Below are 18758 nucleotides of genomic sequence, written 5' to 3'. Positions count from 1 at the left end.
AAGGAGCTTGGCGTTCACTTCTTCCCCTTCACCTTCAGCCACGCGCCAAGCCCAACCTGCCTTGTCTTCTGATACCTGAGCTCCTCCTTCTTGTAGCCAAAAGCTCTTAGAATCCTCTCCACAGCCGGCAGAACCTGGTTCTCTATGTAATACTCCGCGTCGTATTTGTGCTTCGTCGGGTCGAACTCGTCGAAGGGAATCGCCCTGTCGCCTATCCGCCCGGAGCCCTTGAGGACGATGTAGCTTATCACCGTGCCGGGGCGTATCTTTACCCCCCTTGCGGCGAGGCGCTTCGCTATGGCCACGTGCGGGCCTGTGGCCTTGTAGTCCTTCAGCTCTCTGGTTATCTGCTCGTGGATGACCAGCTTCTCCGGCGGAACCTCGTATTTGCTCAGCTTTTCCGTTACTTCCTTGACTATCCTCACCGCTTCTTCCACGTCACCGTGCCTGAGAATAGCCTCCAGAACCCTTGCCTGGGTCTCCTTCGCTATCTCGCTCCAGTCGCGCCTGACTATTTCAAGCCCGCGCGTGGTTATCTTGCCCTCCTCGTCTATCACGGCGTACTTCTTCTTGGTAACGAAGAAGCCCCTCAGGTAGAAGCCCTCATATTCGAGCTCCAAAAGGCCGGGCAGTTTGGCGTTGATGTATTTTAAGAACTCCCTGGCCTTCGTCTTGACCGTCTCGGCGTTCTCTCCTGGTATCGTCGCGAAAAAGCCGTCCGTGTCTGCGTAGAGTACTTTAAACCCGAACTTCCCCTCTATCTCGTGAATGGTGGTTTCTATGTACTCCCTGCCCCACGCCGTAACGCTCTCGGCGCACTCCCTGCAGTACCATCTCGCCCTGGCGTAGCCGTAGTAGCCGTAGTAGCTGTTGTGGGCGTAGAGGAGCCCAAAGCCGGCCAGGAAGTTCTCATCACCTTCAACACTCAGGTCGTAGACGTGTCCCTCGTAGTGTTCCCTCTTAACATCAACAACTCTGTCAAGAACTATGTCCCCATTGAGAAGCCACTCTATTCTCTCGGCCCTTTCTTCGTCAAGCTTCCCGCTCTCAACGAGCTCCCTGAACTTTTCATGGCTCATGTTTTTCTGGAAGGCCTTTCCGAAGGTTTCTTTGAGTATTTCCTTGGGTATGACATGGGAGTAGTAGACGTTCTTTTTCTTCCGGTATTCTGTGAACGGGAGCTCTTCGTTCACGTAGATCCTGTAAACTCCACTATCGTGGCGGAGCTTAACTGCCGAAACGCCCAGCGAGTTGAGGAGCAGGACGAGGCCGTTTGCCAAAAGCTCGCTCTTCGTTGAGAGGCGAACCCTCTTGCTCGGGTGAACGTCGCCGTCGCCGATGAAGTATCCCTCAAGGAAGGCCCAGCGCACATTCTCCGGCGATGTGAAAATAACCTCTGGAACCTTCTTATTTTCAGCCAGCACCCCGCAGAGTCCCTCGAAGATGATGTAAGCCATCTTCCTCGGGATTTCAACGTAGTTCTTTCCACGTCTCGTTCTTCCAAAGAATTTCGATGCCAGCCTTTCCATATCGTTGAGAACGCTCTTCTCCTCGTTGTAAAGCTTTACCGTGTAGCTCCAGCCACCAGTATGGTTTTTCCACTTTCTCGCGTTCCCCTCGCTCACGTAGTATCCAAGGAGCTTTGCAAAGTCCTCGTTAACGTCTATGAACGGTCTCATCCTGAACCCGTTTCTGGTTCCAATCAGCCACTCCTTAAGTTCCTCCTCGGGCATCAGGTGGATAACGTCGCGGATGGCGTTGAAATCAACGATGTATTCCCTCCTGTTGCCGTTGTATCGAACCGTTTGGGCGAGCTTTTCGTACAGTTTCCTGTAACTTTCAAGTCCCTCTTCATCAACGACCTCATAGCCGATTTTCCTGAGCTTTACGTAGCCGAGCCTTTCAAGGTGTTCCAAATAGCGTCTGGCGGTCCTCAACCTTTTCTCTTCCCCAAAAATCCAGCGGAGGGTTCTCAGCATCCCCCTGAAGAAGTTCTTCCTTCCCTTAACGGGGATGGTCATGACTATGTCTTCGGTTTCACTCTCCGGAATTTTGAGGAGCAGTTCAACGATGTTGAGCCTGTCCTTCCTTTCGGGGAGGTTTATTCTCTTCGGCACCGCCAGGAGATCCCCGGGTTTGACTTCGCCACCGGTTACCTCTACGAGTTCGCCGTTCCTGTACGCGAAGAGGCTGTGGCCAGTGGTTACCCTTATCTTCCTCCCTGAGCTGAGGACTATCTCGTAAACGTCCCCGGCATAACGATGCCTGATTACGGCCTTCACAGGCATCGTGCGTGCTTTCTTTGACTTCCTGTTGAATGACAGGGTACGGATTCCTTTAACTTCAAGAAATTCCGTGTCGCCCTCCCTCATCACCAACTCCAAATCAGTCTTCATCAGTGCATCAACGAACTCCCCTATGCGGACAAGTTTAACTTCATCTCCTACGATTACCGGAACCCACTCCTCCGGCAGCAGGCTGTTTGCCAGAATCTTGATGGCGCGTTGCCTGTAATCGAGAAGCTTCTTCTCGATCGGGTCTATCGTGGCCTTCATTTTCCTCTTTATCTTCTGCCTCTCGTCGAGGAGGGAACCCAAAAGGCTCGGGATGAAACCGGGAAAGTCCTTGCAGAACTTGTGGCCCACCTCTGGGGCAACATCGTACTCCTTACAGCCCTCGTGGTTGAGCGTATCCGGCGAGACGTTGTGGGTGATTATGATGGAGGGATAGAGAGAGCGGAAGTCTAAATACACGATATTGCCCCATAATCCCCGTTCTGGTTCTTTGACGTAGCCGCCAGCGTAGCCCCCGCGCCGCCTCGCCAGTTCTCTCTCGCTGGGTTTGTTTGGGGCAAGTTCGTTTCTCTCGTAGGCCTTCCTCAGGAGGAACCACTCCACGAGGTTGCCGGTGCTTGACCTCGAAACGTCCCAGAGGCTCTGACCTATCAGCCTCGAAAGCTGGGCCTCCATCGGGAAGAACTCCCTGCCGAGTTCAAAAGTAACTTTAGCGTCCTCCATCGAGTATCTTGCCACCCTTTCAAGCCCCTCGCCGGTCTCCCAGGCCCTGGCAATCTCCTCTGCATAAACCTTCTCCTTCGGCTTTCCAAAGACTGCCTCGTAAACCGCCTCAAGGGTGTATGTTGGAAGGTTTATCGTCCTCCTTATGACTGGATACAGGTCAAAGTGTATTCTCCCCTTCACCTCGACCGCAAACCGATCTCCCATGCGCTGTATCTTCGGCTCGCTCCCGTCCCTGCCGAGGACGAACTTTATCCCGAGCTTCTCGGAGCGCTTTTTTAGGTAGGCGAAGTCGAAGTTGTCTCCGTTGTAGGTTATGAGAACGTCCGGATCCTTCTCCTTCACGACCTTGAGGAAGCGCTTTATCATCTCTTTCTCGGTTGAGACAACGTCAACGTAGGGCAGGTCAATCTTCTTCCACGTTATAACCCTCGCCTCATTCTCGTCGGCGTAGCTTATCATCAGAATCGGCCCCTCGGCAAACTCCTCGCCCTCGTGGTAGAGCGTCTCGATGTCGAAGGACATCATCTTGAGCTCCTCGTCACCCTCCATAGGGACGAGGTTCTTGTCGATGAGGTAGCGTTTGGCGAAGGGTATGTCGTACTCGTAGATGTCCACCACAGCGGGATGCTTCCTTATCTCGTCCCTAATGGCTGGCACGTCCTGCGGGTGTGTGAAGTAGAGCTTCCAGACCTCTATTGGCCTGCCGAGGAACTTCTTCCTAACCTTCTCGGCGCGCTTGACCTTGACAACTTTTCCGTGGCGCTCGGCGGTTATCTTCTTGATCTCCTCAATCGCGGAATCGTCCCTCAGGAGGGCGTAGATGTACGGCTCGAACTCGCGGTCGTATTCGATCTTGAACTCGCCGTTCTCCTTCTTGAATATCCTTACGACGGGTTTTCCGTCCTCAGTGATGTAGTCGGCATCGAGGATCATGACCAACACCTGTGGGATTATCGAATCCAGAACTAATAAACTTCGCCATGCTTAAATAAAGAATAGCAGCGGAAAGGGACAATCATGGATTTTCAACTTTCTGTATAAGGGCACTGCACTTCTCCTGAAGCTCAACGTTGGCCTTCAAAAGCTCCTCACTGGGATAGTTGCCGTTCCTCCGCCACTCCGTTGCAAAGTCGTGGATCAGGCTTAATCCCTCACGGACGGCAGAGATGTTGGCAGTTCCATTGAGAAAAGCAGTTCTTGACGCGTTTAGAAACTCCATACATCCCCCCGTGTCGGCCATCTTAAAAACCGACTCATTGAAGGTGTCCAGTCTGAGATAGCTCTCAGCCTCAAGAAGGTGGTTGAGGAGCCTCAGAAAGTCCCGTTCAAGTTCAACCGTGGAAAGGTTAAAGGCCGGGATGGAATTCGAGTCGAGTGCCCCAAGCGCATTCTTGGAGTGGAACTGGAGATCAACCATCGTGGAAAAAGTCACGGTGTGGAGCCAGCCCCTCTCACAGTCCATCTGCCCCTCAATCAGGGCGTTCAGACGCTCTTTCTGGACGTAGAGATGAAAGGCCGAGAATGCAATCACCAGCAGCAAAACAATAGCTATCATGTTTCCCCACTTCATAAAATCCCCTTACAAAACCCCACTTCCGAAGGTAATAAGTGTTTCGGTGGCCAGAGTATAACGCACCACCACCTTTTTAAACTCGGGCTCAAAGCCCCGTCCATGGAGCTGTTTTACCGCGTGAGCTTTCAGGAAGTGGTGGCGGACGCTTTAAGCTTAGTTGAGGAGCGTGAACTCTCATCGAAGCACGCGCTTGAGAGGGTTTTTAAGCGCGTGGCGGGTAGGGACAGGGACAAGGCGCGCGGACTGGCTCACGCCTACGTCTTCGAGATAGAGAAGTGGAGAAAAAAGATAGACTTCATAATAAACTCCGTCCTCAAAGGCTCAACGGTCGAAGACCTCGATCCATATCTGGCCAGCCTTCTGAGGATAGGCACCTTTGAAATCCACTTCCGGAAAGTTCCGCCGGCTGTGGCGACCGACTCAATAATCCGGGTAGTTAAGGAGCGCTTTGATTTCTCAAGGGCAAAGTTCGTGAACGCGCTGATGCACTCGATAGAGAAGTTCGACGTGGAGAAGGCACTTAAGAGACTTAAGGAAAGGGATAAAATCGAGTGGCTCTCCGTCCGATTCTCCCACCCGAGGTGGTACGTCGAGTACGCTATAGACCTCCTTGGTTACGACGAGGTTGTCCGTTTGCTCCTCAGCAACAACAAAGCTCAGCGCTACTACGTGAGGGCAAACACCCTCAAGACCGACGTGGACTCGCTAAGGGACTACCTTGAGGAGAACGGTGTGAGGACTGCCTTAACCCCTGTCCCGGACGTTTTGAAGATCCTCGAATACAAGACTCCGGTAACGAGGCTCGACTGGTACAGGGAAGGGAAGTTCGTTATCCAGGATCTGGCCTCTGCCTATGTTGCACACGTTTTGGCTCCCGAACCCGGCGAGAGGGTTCTGGATTTGGCCTCAGCACCGGGGAGCAAGACTTTCCATGCTGCCTCGCTAATGGAGAACAAAGGCGAAATAATCGCGGTCGACTACTCCTACGACAGGCTCATGCGCATGAAGGAGAAGATGAAGCTCCTCGGAATCAAAAACGTCAAGCTTGTTCACGCCGACGGCCAGAGCTTCAGGGATAAAGAGAAGTTCGACAAAATCATCCTCGATGCGCCGTGTTCAAGCTCGGGAACCTACCGGCAGTTCCCTGAGGTGAAGTGGCGCTTCAACGAGGAGAAAATCAAGCGCATAATAAACGTCCAGAGAAATATGCTCAGAAACGCCTACGAGAACCTTCGCGACGGCGGTGAGATGACCTACTCTACGTGCTCGATTAGAATAGACGAGGACGAGGAGAACGTTCTGTTTGCCGTTGAGAGGGTCGGGCTTGAGCTGATGGACTATCCTTTCGGCTGGGGCGACCGGGGCTTTCTTGAAATCGGCGATAAAGTCTTTAGAGCGTGGACGCACAGGCACGACTGCAACTCCTTTTTCATAGCGAAGATGAGAAAGGGTTAAACCAGCGGCTTCCTCCTCACCGGCCCTCCTGGTTTCTCCTCTTCAAATATCTCAGCCGTGAAGCGGTAGACCTTCGTGTCCTCGTCGAGCCAGCAGTCTGGAGGTAATCCAGCCTTCCAGCAGGTCTGGGCTAAAAACTCCTCCTCGTCCCAGCCCCACTCTATCGGAACCTGTGGGAGCAGTAAACCGGAGTAAATTCCCTTCTCGACTATCAGACCGTCCCTACCGACCTTAATATTCTTCGGCCTTTCTTCCGGCGGTCCCTCAATTGGCTCAGGTGGCGTCAGGACGCTCACCTCAATAACCAGGTCGTTCAGCTCGCTCTCCCTCACTGGCGGGAAGCGCGGGTCGTCGACAGCAGCGTATATGGCGGCCTTTATAGTAGCCTCAACCAGGGGATATATCGGCAAAGGGAAGCCTATGCATCCCCTAAGGGCCATTTGCGGAGGAGCGTGACGCCTGTTGATAGTCACGAAGACGCCCATCTTCTCCCACAGCTTCGGGGGCGTATCCTCTGGCGGTTTTATCGTTCTGCCGTTTCTAACGTACTCCTCTATAGCTCTCCTTGCGAGCCTGACGAGGAACTCCCCCCAGTCGTCCTTGATCTTGTACATCGCCCTCACCCACGGCTCATACGGTGGGAAGGGTTATTTACCTTTCCCGCAAAGCTTAAAAAATTGCCGAAGGAAGTTAAGTCGGGTGTCGAAAGTGGTGATAGTAGAGTTCGTCATCGTTCCCCTCGGCCAGAAAAGCCTGAGCAGGTACGTCGCAGAGGTGGTAAAGCTTTTAGAGAGAAAGGGTGTTAAATATCAACTGACCCCGATGGCAACAATAATAGAGGTTCCAACCGTAAGGGACGCGTTTGAAATACTAGAGCAGGCCCATGAACTCATGTTCGAGCTCGGGGCCGAGAGGGTCTCTACAACCGTGAGGATAGACGACAGGCGCGATGTGGAAAGAAAAATGGAGGACAAGGTGAAATCCGTGATGGAAAAGGTCAGGGGTGGTTGATATTAAAGCACTGATTCTCGCTATAGACCGCGATGACGACTTTGGAGAGAAGGCGGGCGTTGAGGGGCCGGTCATCGGGCGAGAGGCCTGTATCGACGCCGCCCTAAAGCTCAGCCTTGCCGATCCCGAGGACAGCGATGCCAACGTTGTTTATGCCGCAGTTAAGCTGTACGACAGCCTGAAAGAGAGCGGGGAGTTTGATGACGTCCAGGTGGCCCTCATAACCGGCCACCCGAAGGTGGGTGTCAAGAGCGACCTGGAGCTCGCCAGGCAGCTGGAGCTGGTTCTCGAGAGGTTCCCTGCGGATGGCGTCATCACAGTAACAGACGGCGCCGAAGACGAGCAGATATTCCCGATAATCACATCGAAAGTGCCGATAATAAGCTCCCACCGCGTCGTGGTCAAACAGAGCGAGGGCATAGAGACGACGTACTACATCATCTACAGGTATTTGAAGGAGATACTGAGCGACCCCGAGGTGGCGAAGGTGGTCCTCGGCATTCCCGGGATGATACTCCTGCTCTATGGAATCGCCCGCCTTATCGGCGTCTGGTATCCCGAGAGCGTAAAGATAATCTCCGCCACGATAACAGGTACGATACTCCTCTTTATCGGCGGCTACTTCTTCACCAAGGGCTTCCGGTTCAACGTCCGCGAGACCATAGCCAAGCAGTTCGTCTTCGTCATCTCGGTCATAGCAGGAGCGCTGGTCATCATAGGTGGTGCGATAAACGCCTACTTCCGGCTTGAGGAGTACTCCTTGGACCTGATAGGCAGTTATCCGGGAACGCCGCTCCTCGCGATGCTGATCTACATCAACGCACTCAACCCCTCCCTGATAATAGGGGTGGCGGTCATGATAACCGGTAAGGTGATACAGTCCTACCTGAGGAAGGACCACCACATCTGGTACTACACCTCCACGCTTCTCATGATGCCGGCCCTGTGGGTGACGATAGACCTCACCACCCGCTACGCGATGGCCATACTGACGCTCTCCGACATAGAGGTCTTCACGAAGCTTCTGTTTGCGCTGGCAGACGTCGCGGTGGCGGTTCTTGTTGGAATCTACATGAGGGGAAAAGTTAGGGGATGGGAGAGAGTTGAGGCTGGAGCAAGCGCTTGATGAGTACGATAAGAGGAGAAAGAAGGCCGCGAAAGAAGCCGAGAAAATAAGAAAAAAGTACAATAAACGCCTGGAGAAAAAGCTTCGGGAGATCCTGAAGAGGATAGACTCCCTTGAAAGGAAGGAGATCCCGAAGAACGTTGACGACAACATCAGGAAAATCGTGACCGCGGAGAGGAGGAACTACGTCACCTCCCTCAGGAACGCCCTGGAGAGCATCGGCGATATGGACGACCTCGGAAAGCGCCTTCCGGATTTAGCCAAGCTACACGTGGGACACGGTAGGTACCTCATAATCCTCTTCGAGAAGGACGTTTACGCAATAAACCGCCTGCTGAAGGAGCTGAACGAGGACTACGTGAAGTACTACAACGAACTGGCGGAGAAGGGGCTGGAGGACCTCAGAATACGGGAGATTCTATCGGAGGAGAAAGCCATAAGGAGAAGCATTGAAGAACTCACGGACGAGATCCGCGCGCTCCGGGAGAAGGCTAAGAAGAAGCGGGCGAAGATTGAGGAATCGCGCCGCCAGCACGGGCTGGAAGAGGTGAAGACGGAGATAAAGATCCTCTCGGCCAGGATACGGAGCGAAGAGATGGAAGTTCGCTCGAAGGCCTCGAAGCTCCAAAAACCCGTTAAGAGGCTGCGCCTGCACGAAACCATCGCCCAGGAATTCGTCGGGGACAGCTCCGTCGCACTTAGAAAGCCAGAGGAGTTCATATCCCTCATGAAGAAGATACACCCCGGCCTGGAGGGGAAGTACCGAAAGACCGCGGAGTGGCTCATCGACAACCTCGAGGAGAGGGCGCGGAGGATAGAGGAGGAACGGAAAAAGTTGGCGGAGCTTGAAGAGAGGCGCGACGAGGTTCTAACAGGCATCAATGACATGGAAAAGGAGCTGTGGGAGCTCCAGAGACTCATCGAGGAAAGGGAGACGGAACTCAAAAAGCTCAGGAGCAAGCTGGAGCACCTGGAGAGGGAGCTGGACGATAATCTGGCAAAACTCGAGGAGATCCTCGGCGAATCGATAGAGCGATAGGTTTATGAATTAGGTTCCCCTAATTCTTTTGGGTGATGAGCATGTTTAAAGTTGACAGGCTTCGATTCGGCACCGCAGGAATACCCATCTCAACCCCAAAACGTTCAACTATAGACGGAATAATCCACGTGAGAAACCTCGGGCTCGATGCGATGGAGCTTGAGTTCGTCAGGGGGGTCAATCTAAAACCGGAGCTGGCCAAGAAAATAAAGTACGTGGCGAAGAAGCATGACGTCCTCCTGACGGCCCACGCACCTTACTACATCAATCTCAACGCGGCCGAGAAGGCCAAGATCGAGGCCAGCAAGAGAAGGATAATCCAGAGCGCCGAGCGGCTCCATGAAGCGGGCGGATGGAGCGTCGTTTTTCACGCCGGTTACTACCTCAAGCAGGACCCTGCGAAGGTCTACGAAAAAATCAAAGGCGAGATAAAGGACATCGTAAAGAACCTCCAGGACAGGGGCATAGAGGTGTGGATAAGGCCCGAGCTGACAGGAAAGCCCACGCAGTTCGGAGACCTGATGGAGCTGGTAAAGCTGAGCGAAGAGATAGAGAGGGTCCTGCCAACGATAGACTTCGCCCACGCCCATGCCAGGAACAAAGGCAAATGCAACAGCGTTGAGGAATGGCGTGAGATGCTCTCCTTGATGGAGGACCGCCTTGGAAGAGATGCCTTAGACAACATGCACATCCACATAAGCGGCATAAACTACACAGCAAAGGGGGAGAGGAACCACCTGAACCTCCAGGAGAGTGACATGAACTGGAAAGACCTGCTGAGGGTTCTCAAGGAGTTCAAAGTCAAGGGAGTGGTCATAAGCGAGAGCCCGAACATCGAGGGCGATGCAATCCTGATGAAAAAGAAATACGAGGAGATACGGGTTTAAGCCCTCTCAATCCTCCCGTATCTTTCCATGATTTCCACAAGCCTATCAACAGGAAGGGCGTAGCGGATCCTGCCGTTTCTGCCCCCCATCGTCCTGGCCTGCAGGAGGGAGTTGATTATCGCCTCTTCAGTGGAATCCGCCACTGCTATAAAGAGCCTGTTGAGGGCATCGTCGGGCAAGAAGCCTATTGACTGGACTTCCTTACCGCCCGGGACGGTCTGGGCTGTCGAGAAGGCCAGAACTATGTCCCCGCTCCCGTTGTGACCGTAGGAGCCTGTCCTGGCCAGGCCAAGGATTGCCCTCCTAGCCACTCTCGTGAGTTGCCTCGATGTGAGCGGCGCGTCTGTGGCGATTACAATCGATATGCTCCCCCTCATGGAGAGCCCCCTTCCGGGATAGTCTTTCAGCTCAAGGCCGACGAGAACGCCAGCTATGACCAAATCCTCCCTCTTGCCAAAGTTGCTGAGGACGAGCGATGCAACGGTATAGCTTTCACCGCCAATCTCGACGACCCTCGACGACGAGCCTATTCCGCCCTTGAACTCAAAGGCGCTCATCCCGGTGCCGGCTCCAACCGAGCCTTCCTCAAAGTCGAGTGAAGCGTTTTTGAAGGCCTCAAAGACGTGTTCCTCATTAACGGCACGCTTTTTATTATCGTTCAGGTAGCCATCGTTGCACTCCATCACGAGGGGATTGACAGATATCCCTTCGGGGTTCTCTTTGGCCCAGAGGCTTATCAGCGCGTCCGCAATGCGGTAGCCGTTGAGCGTGCTCGTGAGTGCTACAGGAGTTTCGAGATAGCCGAGCTCCTCCACCTGGATAAACCCGATCGGTTTGGAAAAGCCGTTGAAGGTGTAAACCCCCGCGAAGAGCCTCTCCCGGTAAGGATTCTTCACCGGCGGGACGAGGACTGTAACTCCCGTTCTAATATCGTCTCCCTCGATTATCGTTGAGTTGCCAACCTTAACCCCCAGGTCGGCTATTGAATTTCTCCTTCCGTGCTCGTAGCGACCTATCCTTATCCCCAGCTCGGGAGCCTTCATGCTATCACCAATGATAAATAGCATGCCGGAGTTAACAACCTTTCCCAATCAAGACTTATAAACCCTCAAAACCGAGTTGTCCCCATGGGGTCAAGGCTCTCGAAGCTCTTCCTGCTCATCCCGCTGGCCTTCCTCGTGGTCTTCTTCTACGTCCCGTTAGCCAGTATTCTAAAAACCGGCCTCTGGGAGAACGGCCTCACCCTTAGGCACATCTCCGCAGTTCTGGCCAACGACTACCACAGGAGGGTCATAGCCTTCACGATAGGGCAGGCGATAGCCTCAACCTTCCTTACCCTTGCACTCGGCCTTCCCGGGGCATACATATTCGCCCGCTATGATTTTCCGGGAAAGGGCACCATAAAGGCGATTCTAACCGTCCCGTTCGTCATGCCCAGCGTGATGGTAGCCCTTGGCTACATACTCCTATTCGGAAAAAGCGGCTTCATAACCGGGCTCATAGGCCGCGACCTTGGAATCCTCTACTCCTGGAAGGGAATCCTCCTCGCCCACGCCTTCTACAACTTCCCAATAGTTATCCGCATGGTCTCGTCGCTGTGGCAGCGCGTTAATCCTCACTACGAGGAGGCGGCGATGGCACTCGGGGCCAAAGGCTGGACGCTCTTCAGAAAGGTTACCCTCCCGATGATTTCCCCGGCGATTTTTGCCTCCGCGATGCTGACTTTTGTCTTCTGCTTCCTGAGCTTCTCGATTCCCCTCATTATCGGCGGCTATCGCTATGCCACCATAGAGGTGGACATCTTCACCTCGATAATGGTTCTCCTGGACTTCAAGACCGGCTCGGCACTGGCAATAATCCAGATAATCCTGAGCATGGGCTTCATGTACCTCTATCTTAGGGCGCTTGATGCATACGCCAAGCGCGAGGAGCAGCGCGTATTTAGAAAGCCCCGCCCCTTCACGAGGCGCGACTGGCTGAGCCTCAAGGGACTGTTCGTTGGGGTCTATTCCATAATCATCTTCCTCTTCATAGTTTCCCCGCTCTTAGCTGTCCTCTACGACTCCCTGCGCTTCAACGATGCCTGGAGCCTCGAATGGTACAGGAGGATATTCTCGACCGAGTACAACCCGATGTTCGGGGCGACGACGCTCGACGCGGTAAGGAACTCCCTGACCTTCGGCCTGGCGACGATATTTCTGTCTGTTCTCGTTGCCCTGCCAATAGCCTACGCCCTCCACCGCTGGGACTTCAGGGGAAAGCGACTCTTCGATGTCCTGGTTATGCTCCCACTGGCGAGTTCAGCCATAACCCTCGGCCTGGGATACATAAGGGTCTTCCACAGCACGAGGCTCTACTTCACCGCCTGGATAATCATCGCCGCCCACACCGTCATAGCCTATCCCTTCGTCTTAAGGGCGGTTTCCACCTCCTTAAAGAAGATAAGACCGAACCTCTGGGAGGCGGCGCTGAGCCTGGGAGCCAAAGAGTGGAAGGCCTTCCTGAGGGTGGAGCTTCCGCTGGCTTTGGGTGGGGTCGTCGTCGGCGCGATATTCGCCTTCGCCATGAGCATAGCGGAGCTGGGAGCGACCTACATGCTGGCCAAACCAGAGTACACCACCATGACTGTGGCCATATACAAGTTCCTCGGGGCGAGGCAGTTCGGTTCCGCTTCTGCCCTATCAGTTCTCCTTATGGCGGTCTCAACGCTCAGTTTCCTGATAATCGAGAGGGTAGGTGAGGAAGTATGGTGAGGGTAGAGCTGCGAGGAGTGGTCAAGGAGTGGGAGGACTTCAGGCTTGAGATAGGCGAGCTGGCAGTTAAGGACGGCGAGTTTCTCACGCTCCTCGGGCCGAGCGGCTGCGGAAAGACCACGACGCTCAGAATGATAGCGGGCTTTGAAAAGCCGGATAGGGGAGAGATACTATTCGATGGAAGGCCCATAAACGATCTGCCCCCCTACGAGCGCGGGATAGGCATAGTCTTCCAGGACTACGCGCTGTTTCCACACATGACGGTCTTCAAAAACATCGCCTTCGGGCTGGAGATGAAAAAGCTCCCGAAGGCCGAAATCGAAAGGAAGGTGAGATGGGCGCTTGAGCTGGTCGGCCTTTCTGGATTAGAAAACCGCTATCCGGAGCAGCTGAGCGGTGGACAACAGCAGAGGGTTGCCCTCGCGAGGGCTTTAGTGGTTGAGCCCGACGTCCTCCTGCTCGACGAGCCCCTCAGCAACCTCGACGCCAAGATAAGGGAGCGTTTGAGGGGAGAGATAAAGAGAATCCAGCGCGAGCTCGGCATAACGACGATATACGTCACCCACGACCAGGAGGAGGCGATGGCGGTAAGCGACAGGATTGCCGTTATGAACTTTGGAAGAGTTGAGCAGGTGGGGAAACCGCTGGAGCTCTACTACCGTCCAAAGACCGAGTTTGTGGCGCGCTTTCTGGGCTTGAGCAACATACTGGAGCTTAAAGCGGAAAACGGGAGGGCCTGCATCGGGAGTCTGTGCTTTAACGTCGAAAGAGAGGGGAGGGTGAGAATCTTCTTCAGGCCGGAGAGCGTTTACTTGAAGCCCGGCGATACCGCCGAAATCATCGACTACGAACTCCTGCCGGGGAGGATAAGGCTCAAGCTTGAAATCGAAGGCAGTGTTATCCTCGCGGAGCGCTTCCTCGACGAGCTGCCCTTCATCGTGGAGGAGATGCCAGAGAGAGTAGATGTTGAGGTGAGGAACTTCTCGGTGCTCGAAGCGGAGTGAGATATGGTTTAACTCAATGCCATTAAAACTTTCACCCCCAAAAGTAGAGAGGATTAAATAGGAGAGCCCAAACATAGAGCCGGTGGGACTCGTGAGAAAGGCCTTTGCTGGCGCCATAGTGCTGGTTCTTGCGCTGGTGATCATGACGGTTCTGGTGGGAGACAGTTTCCATCCAAGCACACGGGAGGAAAACCCGCCGATGAACCAATAAAACGTTACATGCTCCCTCAATGTCAGTTCCAAGACTCCGAAAAACGCCCTAATCGGCGGGTGGGTAGACAATAGAATCACCGAAGTGACCAACGGCTCCGAAATCACACTGAAGGACTGGTTCGCCGTTTACCCCCACATGAACCACACCTCCCCACCCGAAGGCTGGAACGCCTACCTCATCTACTGGCCGGAGAAGTTCAACCTGACTGTGCCGTGCTCCATGGGAGGCTTTACAATGGCCCTGGTGGGCAGAAAGAGCGGGCAATCCTTCTACCAGGCAGCTTTGATTAACGAGACTTTTCCCAAACACTAAACGGAGTGCTGGGATGGAGGAAAAGGGCAGTGGCTGGAACTGCCGCCGGGAAAGGCCTACTTCGCGGTCAAGTTCATTCCAACGGCCAACGCGACCTGGAAATTTACTGTCTTGACGCCGACCAAGACCTGGACGGACTTCAGGGACTACCACATCTTCTTCGATACTCCCATAGAGCTGAACGCAACCTGCACCTGCCCGATAGAGACGCTGATTGAGAGGTTTGAGGCTTCCATTAAAGCCCAGGGCTTCGAAGAGACCAAACTCTGGACCACACCCCGGGAGAACGACTGCTTCAAGCCCCTCAGCGTTAAACTCTACCGCAAAGATGACCGGTACCTCTACGTGGAATTCGCCCGGGTGAAGGGTCTGGATCTGGTCAGGGTTCTCATGATACTCGCTGAGGAAAAGGAAGTCGTGAAAGCCTACGCGGAAGGTTTCACCGCGGTGGGCGGCGAGGGTAAGGTTCCGTCCAAATAGTGCTCACGTTCCGTCTTCCTTTTCTTCGACATTTTTCTGTCAAAAAATCTTTAAAAAACCAAGTTATTAGGCAGAAACAAGTCAAACCAAGGGGTGAAGCTCATGGGATGGTTCGAGAACTACTTCGAGTTTGATAGGCACGGCACGGACATGAAGACCGAGATCCTGGCGGGCGTTACCACCTTCATGACGATGGCGTACATTCTCTTCGTGAACCCATCCATACTCAGCGATGCCATGGGTAAGGAAGCTTTCAGCTCGCTCGTAGCTGTTACCGCCCTGGCCGCTGGCTTCGCGACCATTCTGATGGGCCTCTACGCCAAGAAGCCCTTCGCCCTCGCCCCGGGAATGGGGTTGAACGCTTACTTCGCCTACAGCGTGGTCATAGGCATGGGCTACGACTGGCGCGTTGCCCTCGCCGCGGTCTTCGTTGAGGGTTTAATCTTCATAGTCCTCAGCGTCACCAAAGTGAGAAGCGCGATAATCCACGCGATACCGCTCAGCCAGAAGTACGCGGTCGGTGCCGGAATAGGTCTCTTCCTGACCTTCATAGGTCTGAACGATGTCGGCCTGCTTTCGGCCAAGGTCGTCGCCCCGAAGGGCTCCGAGCTCCTCATCGACAACCAGGTGAACCTCATCGGAACCCTCAAGTTCACCGGGCTGAACACCTCCGCTCTGGCGAGCGGCGACATACTGCTGTTCTTCTTCGGGCTCTTCCTCACGATGGTTCTCATCGCACTCCGCGTTAAGGGCTCGCTCCTGATATCCATCATAACTACGAGCGTCATCGGCTGGGCCACCGGCGTCGCCCCCTGGCCGAACCAGCTGTTCTCAACACCGGACATCAGCTACACGTTCATGCAGATGGACCTCCAGGGCCTCCTCAACGTAGGGGCGCTCGGCGTTATCTTCGCCTTCTTCATGGTGGACTTCTTTGACACGCTGGGAACGGTTACGGGCCTGAGCGCCAAGGCAGGTTTCCTGACTGAGGAGGGCAAGGTTCCCGACGCTGAGAAGGTTCTCCTCACCGATGCTATAGGCACCACCGTGGGAGCAGTCCTCGGAACCTCAACCGTCACGACCTACATAGAGAGCGCGGCAGGAATAGAGGAGGGCGGAAGGACGGGAATGACGGCACTCGTCACCGGCCTGCTCTTCCTTGGCATAGGCCTCTTCATAGCACCGCTGGCCCAGGCCATACCGGCCTTTGCAACGGCTCCGGCGCTCGTCATAGTGGGTTACTACATGATGAGCGCCATCAAGGAAGTGAACTTCGCCGATCACACCGAGGCCATACCAGCCTTCCTCGTGCTCATAACCATACCCTACACCTACTCGATAGCGGACGGAATAGGCATCGGCTTCATCAGCTACACACTGCTGAAGCTCTTCAGCGGCAGAAAAGAGGAGATACACCCGTTGATGTACGTCCTGTCTCTGATATTTGTGGCGTACTTCGCCTACCTCGGCGGGGTCTTTTGATTCCACTTTTCTTTCTTAAAGAATAGCAAAAGTTTGAGAGAATCACTCGGATTCGGCGTTCTCGGCCAGCTTCTCTTTTATGAACTGTTTGAGGACATAGGGACACTGCTCCTGAATGAACTGGGCGAACTCCCTTATCCTCTGCACGGTTATCTCGCTGACGTAGTGCTCGAACTGGCAGGCGTCTCTCTCTGCTATCTCCGGCGGAATGCCCAGGATATCGATGAAGAACTGCGTCAGGAGCAGGTGCTTCGAGTAGGTTGCCTCGGCTATCCCCCTGCCGGCGTCGGTCAGTAGAATTCTGTCGTACTTCTCGTACTCCACCAATCCCTTCTCTGAGAGCTTCTTCAGGGCATCCACCACGCTCGGCGGCTTGACGCGCATCATCTTGGCGATGTCCTTGACGCGGATAATTCCCTTGTTCTTGTGAAGGATGTACATGGTCTCGAGGTACTCCTCTTCCCTCTTGCTTACCTCCAACGACCTCACCTGATTAGGCTACCCAAAAATGTTTAAGTAGTTTTCGCAGCAGGGATGCTTGCCTGCGCAAAGTTTCAGGGTAAAGCTTATAAAATCTCCCGGCCGTTATCCCATCGGGTGTGGGCCGGTAGCTCAGCCTGGTTAGAGCGCGGGGCTTTTAACCCCGTGGCCGCGGGTTCGAATCCCGTCCGGCCCGCCACACAAACTTCGCCTGCGCGACGTCGAGCTTTGCTCGACGCATGGGACGACAGTCCCGTTGAGTTTGATCAAGGCTCGTGGTTCATTTTTGGAATGCTAAAGCTCAAGAGGATTCCTTTTACGAGCTGTTTTGGATTTGAATTCCCCCATTAATGCCTTTCTCAAGGAGTTCCTCTTCTTTGACGCTCTTCGGGCGTCGGTTAAAATTGAACTCCCATTAAAAAGCAAAATAACAAAAGCAGAATTTTCAAAATTCACTCCGGCGTGTTTCGATGGAATCCCTCTCAAACTGACAAATTTAAAGGGAACCACAAACTTTGATGAAACTTTGCTTGCAAAGTTCCTGTACTCTCAAATCCTAATGTGAATTGAAGTCTCACTCTAGAAATCTGAAGATACCAAAGAAACTTGAAAAAGCTTCACCAAGAGTTGGTAGCTCTTTGCAAGAGCATTAATGCGAGAGGGGTTTAAATCCCAAACGTTCTCTTTTCAAGAGAGAACCTCGTGTAAAGAATCCGTTGAATAAGGGGTTGCTTTTCTTTTGACGCCCAAAGGGCGTCGATTTTTAAAGTTAAACCTACACTCAAAGAGCAACTTGAAAAGTTCTCAACTTTAAAAAAGCCAATTGATAAGAAATCACACAGAATTGAGCATGAAAAGGAGATACAAACTTTCCGTCAACGCTTCGTGGGAAGCAAAGGGTCGTTAGAATGGCGCCCGGGTCGGGATTTGAACCCGAGTCACGGGAGTGACAGTCCCGTATGATGGGCCTGGCTACACCACCCGGGCGTTTGAGTGGCCGGCGGCGTCCCCGGTTTCCCGCCCCCTCTCGGAGGGCAGTACACCCGGGATCGCTGGCGGGCTTAACTTCCGGGGTCGAAACGAGACCGGGTGTGACCCCGCCGCTATGACCGCCGTACCGGTACAGACCTCCCGTGATGAGTTTATAAACTTTACGGTCAAATAGGGAAAAGGTTATAGTCCTCACGGGCGAGGTTCCAGAGAGAGGTGATAATAATGGGACTGCTTGAAGACAAAGCACTCGTGGAAGCGGCCCTATTCGTTTCTGGAAGGCCCCTGAGCGTCAAGGAGCTCTCAAGGGCGCTCGGCATAAGGTCACTCGACTACCTGGAGAAGCTCATCGAACTTATAGCGGCCGAGTACGCCGAGAGAAAGAGTGCCATAGAGGTCGTCAGGGTTCTAGGGGACAAGTATGTCATGCAGATAAAGCAGGAGTACAGCCAGCGCGTCGTCCATCTGATGCCAAGGCCGGACCTCCGGACTGGAGAGCTCAAAACCCTCGCGCTAATAGCCTACCTTCAGCCGATAGAACAGAGCAAGGTGGTGAAGCTCCGCGGGAGCCAGGCGTACGAGCACATAAGGAAGCTCCTGGAAATGGGTCTCATCTACGCCGAACCATACGAGAGAACGAAGCTCCTCGGAACGACGCCGAAGTTCGCCGAGCTCTACGGCTTCCCCGAGAACGACCCAAACATAATCAAGGAGGCCTTCAGGAAGGTGGTTCATGCCGAGTACAGCGACCTTATAGCGAAGCTAGACGGAAGGGGCAATGAAGAGTCCGGAGAATCCGAAGAAACCCCCGGTGAAGCCGCCGAGGTCGGAGAATCCGGCAGTGTCGAAAAGGTTCCTGAGGCCGAGGAGTGATTCCTTGGCCCCCAAATCCCCCTATTTCTGCCCACTGGAAGAAAACAGGGCCTGTTTCT

General features: G+C 53.9%; 17 protein-coding genes, 2 tRNA genes and 1 rRNA gene. 13 read left to right on the top strand and 7 right to left on the bottom strand.

All coding sequences use genetic code 11. From position 1 onward, the window contains the following. Nucleotides 1–14: 14 nt before the first annotated feature. Together TIRI35C_RS01655 and TIRI35C_RS01650 are read right to left on the bottom strand one after the other, a co-directional pair. Nucleotides 15–3953, bottom strand: coding sequence for a DNA polymerase domain-containing protein (locus TIRI35C_RS01655; RefSeq protein WP_188202935.1), 3939 nt, complete (start codon nucleotides 3951–3953; stop codon nucleotides 15–17). 82 nt (nucleotides 3954–4035) lie between these two features. Further along, the gene (locus TIRI35C_RS01650) at nucleotides 4036–4590 is read right to left on the bottom strand and encodes a hypothetical protein (RefSeq protein WP_188201505.1); all 555 of its coding nucleotides are present in this window, start codon (nucleotides 4588–4590) and stop codon (nucleotides 4036–4038) included. 102 nt (nucleotides 4591–4692) lie between these two features. Here TIRI35C_RS01650 and TIRI35C_RS01645 point away from each other — a divergent pair, with 102 nt between their 5' ends. Then, a complete protein-coding gene (locus TIRI35C_RS01645) occupies nucleotides 4693–6048 on the top strand; it encodes an RsmB/NOP family class I SAM-dependent RNA methyltransferase (protein ID WP_188201504.1) in 1356 nt (451 codons plus the stop codon). On the opposite strand, the gene TIRI35C_RS01640 is transcribed toward TIRI35C_RS01645, so the two are convergent. Next, nucleotides 6045–6662, bottom strand: coding sequence for a TIGR00296 family protein (locus TIRI35C_RS01640; RefSeq protein ID WP_188201503.1), 618 nt, complete (start codon nucleotides 6660–6662; stop codon nucleotides 6045–6047). The genes TIRI35C_RS01645 and TIRI35C_RS01640 overlap by 4 nt on opposite strands. 94 nt (nucleotides 6663–6756) lie before the next feature. Between TIRI35C_RS01640 and TIRI35C_RS01635 the strand changes: the two genes are divergently transcribed. The 4 genes from TIRI35C_RS01635 to TIRI35C_RS01620 are packed head-to-tail and all read left to right on the top strand — an operon-like array spanning nucleotide 6757 to nucleotide 10111. Then, complete coding sequence (locus TIRI35C_RS01635; protein WP_188202934.1) at nucleotides 6757–7059, top strand: MTH1187 family thiamine-binding protein; 303 nt, start codon at nucleotides 6757–6759, stop codon at nucleotides 7057–7059. After that, entirely contained in the window at nucleotides 7052–8185 is a 1134-nt protein-coding gene (locus TIRI35C_RS01630; RefSeq protein WP_188201502.1) for a DUF373 family protein, read from the top strand. The genes TIRI35C_RS01635 and TIRI35C_RS01630 overlap by 8 nt, the downstream gene beginning before the upstream one ends. Continuing rightward, nucleotides 8163–9224, top strand: a complete 1062-nt coding sequence (locus TIRI35C_RS01625; protein WP_188201501.1) for a coiled-coil domain-containing protein — start codon at nucleotides 8163–8165, stop codon at nucleotides 9222–9224. The genes TIRI35C_RS01630 and TIRI35C_RS01625 overlap by 23 nt, the downstream gene beginning before the upstream one ends. 41 nt (nucleotides 9225–9265) lie before the next feature. Beyond that, nucleotides 9266–10111, top strand: a complete 846-nt coding sequence (locus tag TIRI35C_RS01620) for a deoxyribonuclease IV (RefSeq protein ID WP_188202933.1) — start codon at nucleotides 9266–9268, stop codon at nucleotides 10109–10111. Here the strand turns inward: TIRI35C_RS01620 and TIRI35C_RS01615 are convergent. Continuing rightward, nucleotides 10108–11154 carry a DmpA family aminopeptidase gene (locus tag TIRI35C_RS01615; RefSeq protein ID WP_188201500.1) on the bottom strand — a complete coding sequence of 349 codons (1047 nt, stop codon included), beginning with the start codon at nucleotides 11152–11154 and terminating at the stop codon, nucleotides 10108–10110. The two genes, TIRI35C_RS01620 and TIRI35C_RS01615, sit on opposite strands and share 4 nt — an antisense overlap. Before the next feature lie 84 nt (nucleotides 11155–11238). On the opposite strand from TIRI35C_RS01615, the gene TIRI35C_RS01610 reads away from it, so the two are divergent. The 6 genes from TIRI35C_RS01610 to TIRI35C_RS01595 all read left to right on the top strand — a co-directional run bounded on the left by TIRI35C_RS01610 (nucleotide 11239) and on the right by TIRI35C_RS01595 (nucleotide 16356). Further along, a complete protein-coding gene (locus TIRI35C_RS01610; RefSeq protein WP_188201499.1) occupies nucleotides 11239–12864 on the top strand; it encodes an ABC transporter permease in 1626 nt (541 codons plus the stop codon). Then, nucleotides 12858–13868 carry an ABC transporter ATP-binding protein gene (locus tag TIRI35C_RS01605; protein WP_188201498.1) on the top strand — a complete coding sequence of 337 codons (1011 nt, stop codon included), beginning with the start codon at nucleotides 12858–12860 and terminating at the stop codon, nucleotides 13866–13868. Before TIRI35C_RS01610 ends, TIRI35C_RS01605 begins: the two co-directional genes overlap by 7 nt. An 82-nt stretch (nucleotides 13869–13950) precedes the next feature. After that, nucleotides 13951–14079: a hypothetical protein gene (locus TIRI35C_RS11195; protein ID WP_281400313.1), complete on the top strand. Its 129-nt coding sequence runs from the start codon at nucleotides 13951–13953 to the stop codon at nucleotides 14077–14079. 84 nt (nucleotides 14080–14163) lie between these two features. Next, the gene (locus tag TIRI35C_RS11110; RefSeq protein WP_246454646.1) at nucleotides 14164–14394 is read left to right on the top strand and encodes a hypothetical protein; all 231 of its coding nucleotides are present in this window, start codon (nucleotides 14164–14166) and stop codon (nucleotides 14392–14394) included. 111 nt (nucleotides 14395–14505) lie between these two features. Continuing rightward, nucleotides 14506–14874 (top strand): hypothetical protein, encoded by a 369-nt coding sequence (locus TIRI35C_RS11105; protein WP_246454645.1) that lies wholly within the window; start codon nucleotides 14506–14508, stop codon nucleotides 14872–14874. Between the two features lie 102 nt (nucleotides 14875–14976). After that, entirely contained in the window at nucleotides 14977–16356 is a 1380-nt protein-coding gene (locus TIRI35C_RS01595; protein WP_188201497.1) for an NCS2 family permease, read from the top strand. 42 nt (nucleotides 16357–16398) lie between these two features. Here the strand turns inward: TIRI35C_RS01595 and TIRI35C_RS01590 are convergent, their stop codons facing one another. Then, nucleotides 16399–16836 (bottom strand): metal-dependent transcriptional regulator, encoded by a 438-nt coding sequence (locus tag TIRI35C_RS01590; RefSeq protein ID WP_188202932.1) that lies wholly within the window; start codon nucleotides 16834–16836, stop codon nucleotides 16399–16401. Between the two features lie 121 nt (nucleotides 16837–16957). Between TIRI35C_RS01590 and TIRI35C_RS01585 the strand changes: the two genes are divergently transcribed. Then, nucleotides 16958–17035: transfer RNA gene (locus TIRI35C_RS01585), tRNA-Lys, on the top strand. Between the two features lie 710 nt (nucleotides 17036–17745). Here the strand turns inward: TIRI35C_RS01585 and TIRI35C_RS01580 are convergent. Further along, a tRNA-Asp gene (locus tag TIRI35C_RS01580) sits at nucleotides 17746–17823 on the bottom strand. A gap of 8 nt (nucleotides 17824–17831) precedes the next feature. After that, nucleotides 17832–17953, bottom strand: a 5S ribosomal RNA gene (gene rrf / locus TIRI35C_RS01575). A 98-nt stretch (nucleotides 17954–18051) separates the two neighbouring features. Between rrf and scpB the strand changes: the two genes are divergently transcribed. Then, nucleotides 18052–18699: an SMC-Scp complex subunit ScpB gene (gene scpB, locus TIRI35C_RS01570; RefSeq protein WP_188201496.1), complete on the top strand. Its 648-nt coding sequence runs from the start codon at nucleotides 18052–18054 to the stop codon at nucleotides 18697–18699. Nucleotides 18700–18758 lie beyond the last annotated feature (59 nt).

This window comes from Thermococcus camini (assembly GCF_904067545.1).
GTDB lineage: Archaea > Methanobacteriota_B > Thermococci > Thermococcales > Thermococcaceae > Thermococcus > Thermococcus camini.
This window is presented reverse-complemented; position numbering and strand designations above follow the sequence as displayed.

Excerpts from the sequence above, each read along its gene's own strand:
- TIRI35C_RS01645 (WP_188201504.1), top strand. The coding sequence starts at position 4,693 with ATGGAGCTGTTTTACCGCGTGAGCTTTCAGGAAGTGGTGGCGGACGCT.
- TIRI35C_RS01605 (WP_188201498.1), top strand. The coding sequence starts at position 12,858 with ATGGTGAGGGTAGAGCTGCGAGGAGTGGTCAAGGAGTGGGAGGACTTC.
- TIRI35C_RS01595 (WP_188201497.1), top strand. The coding sequence starts at position 14,977 with ATGGGATGGTTCGAGAACTACTTCGAGTTTGATAGGCACGGCACGGAC.
- TIRI35C_RS01655 (WP_188202935.1), bottom strand. The coding sequence starts at position 3,953 with ATGATCCTCGATGCCGACTACATCACTGAGGACGGAAAACCCGTCGTA.
- TIRI35C_RS01640 (WP_188201503.1), bottom strand. The coding sequence starts at position 6,662 with ATGTACAAGATCAAGGACGACTGGGGGGAGTTCCTCGTCAGGCTCGCA.
- scpB (WP_188201496.1), top strand. The coding sequence starts at position 18,052 with ATGGGACTGCTTGAAGACAAAGCACTCGTGGAAGCGGCCCTATTCGTT.
- TIRI35C_RS01620 (WP_188202933.1), top strand. The coding sequence starts at position 9,266 with ATGTTTAAAGTTGACAGGCTTCGATTCGGCACCGCAGGAATACCCATC.
- TIRI35C_RS01615 (WP_188201500.1), bottom strand. The coding sequence starts at position 11,154 with ATGAAGGCTCCCGAGCTGGGGATAAGGATAGGTCGCTACGAGCACGGA.
- TIRI35C_RS01650 (WP_188201505.1), bottom strand. The coding sequence starts at position 4,590 with ATGAAGTGGGGAAACATGATAGCTATTGTTTTGCTGCTGGTGATTGCA.
- TIRI35C_RS01610 (WP_188201499.1), top strand. The coding sequence starts at position 11,239 with ATGGGGTCAAGGCTCTCGAAGCTCTTCCTGCTCATCCCGCTGGCCTTC.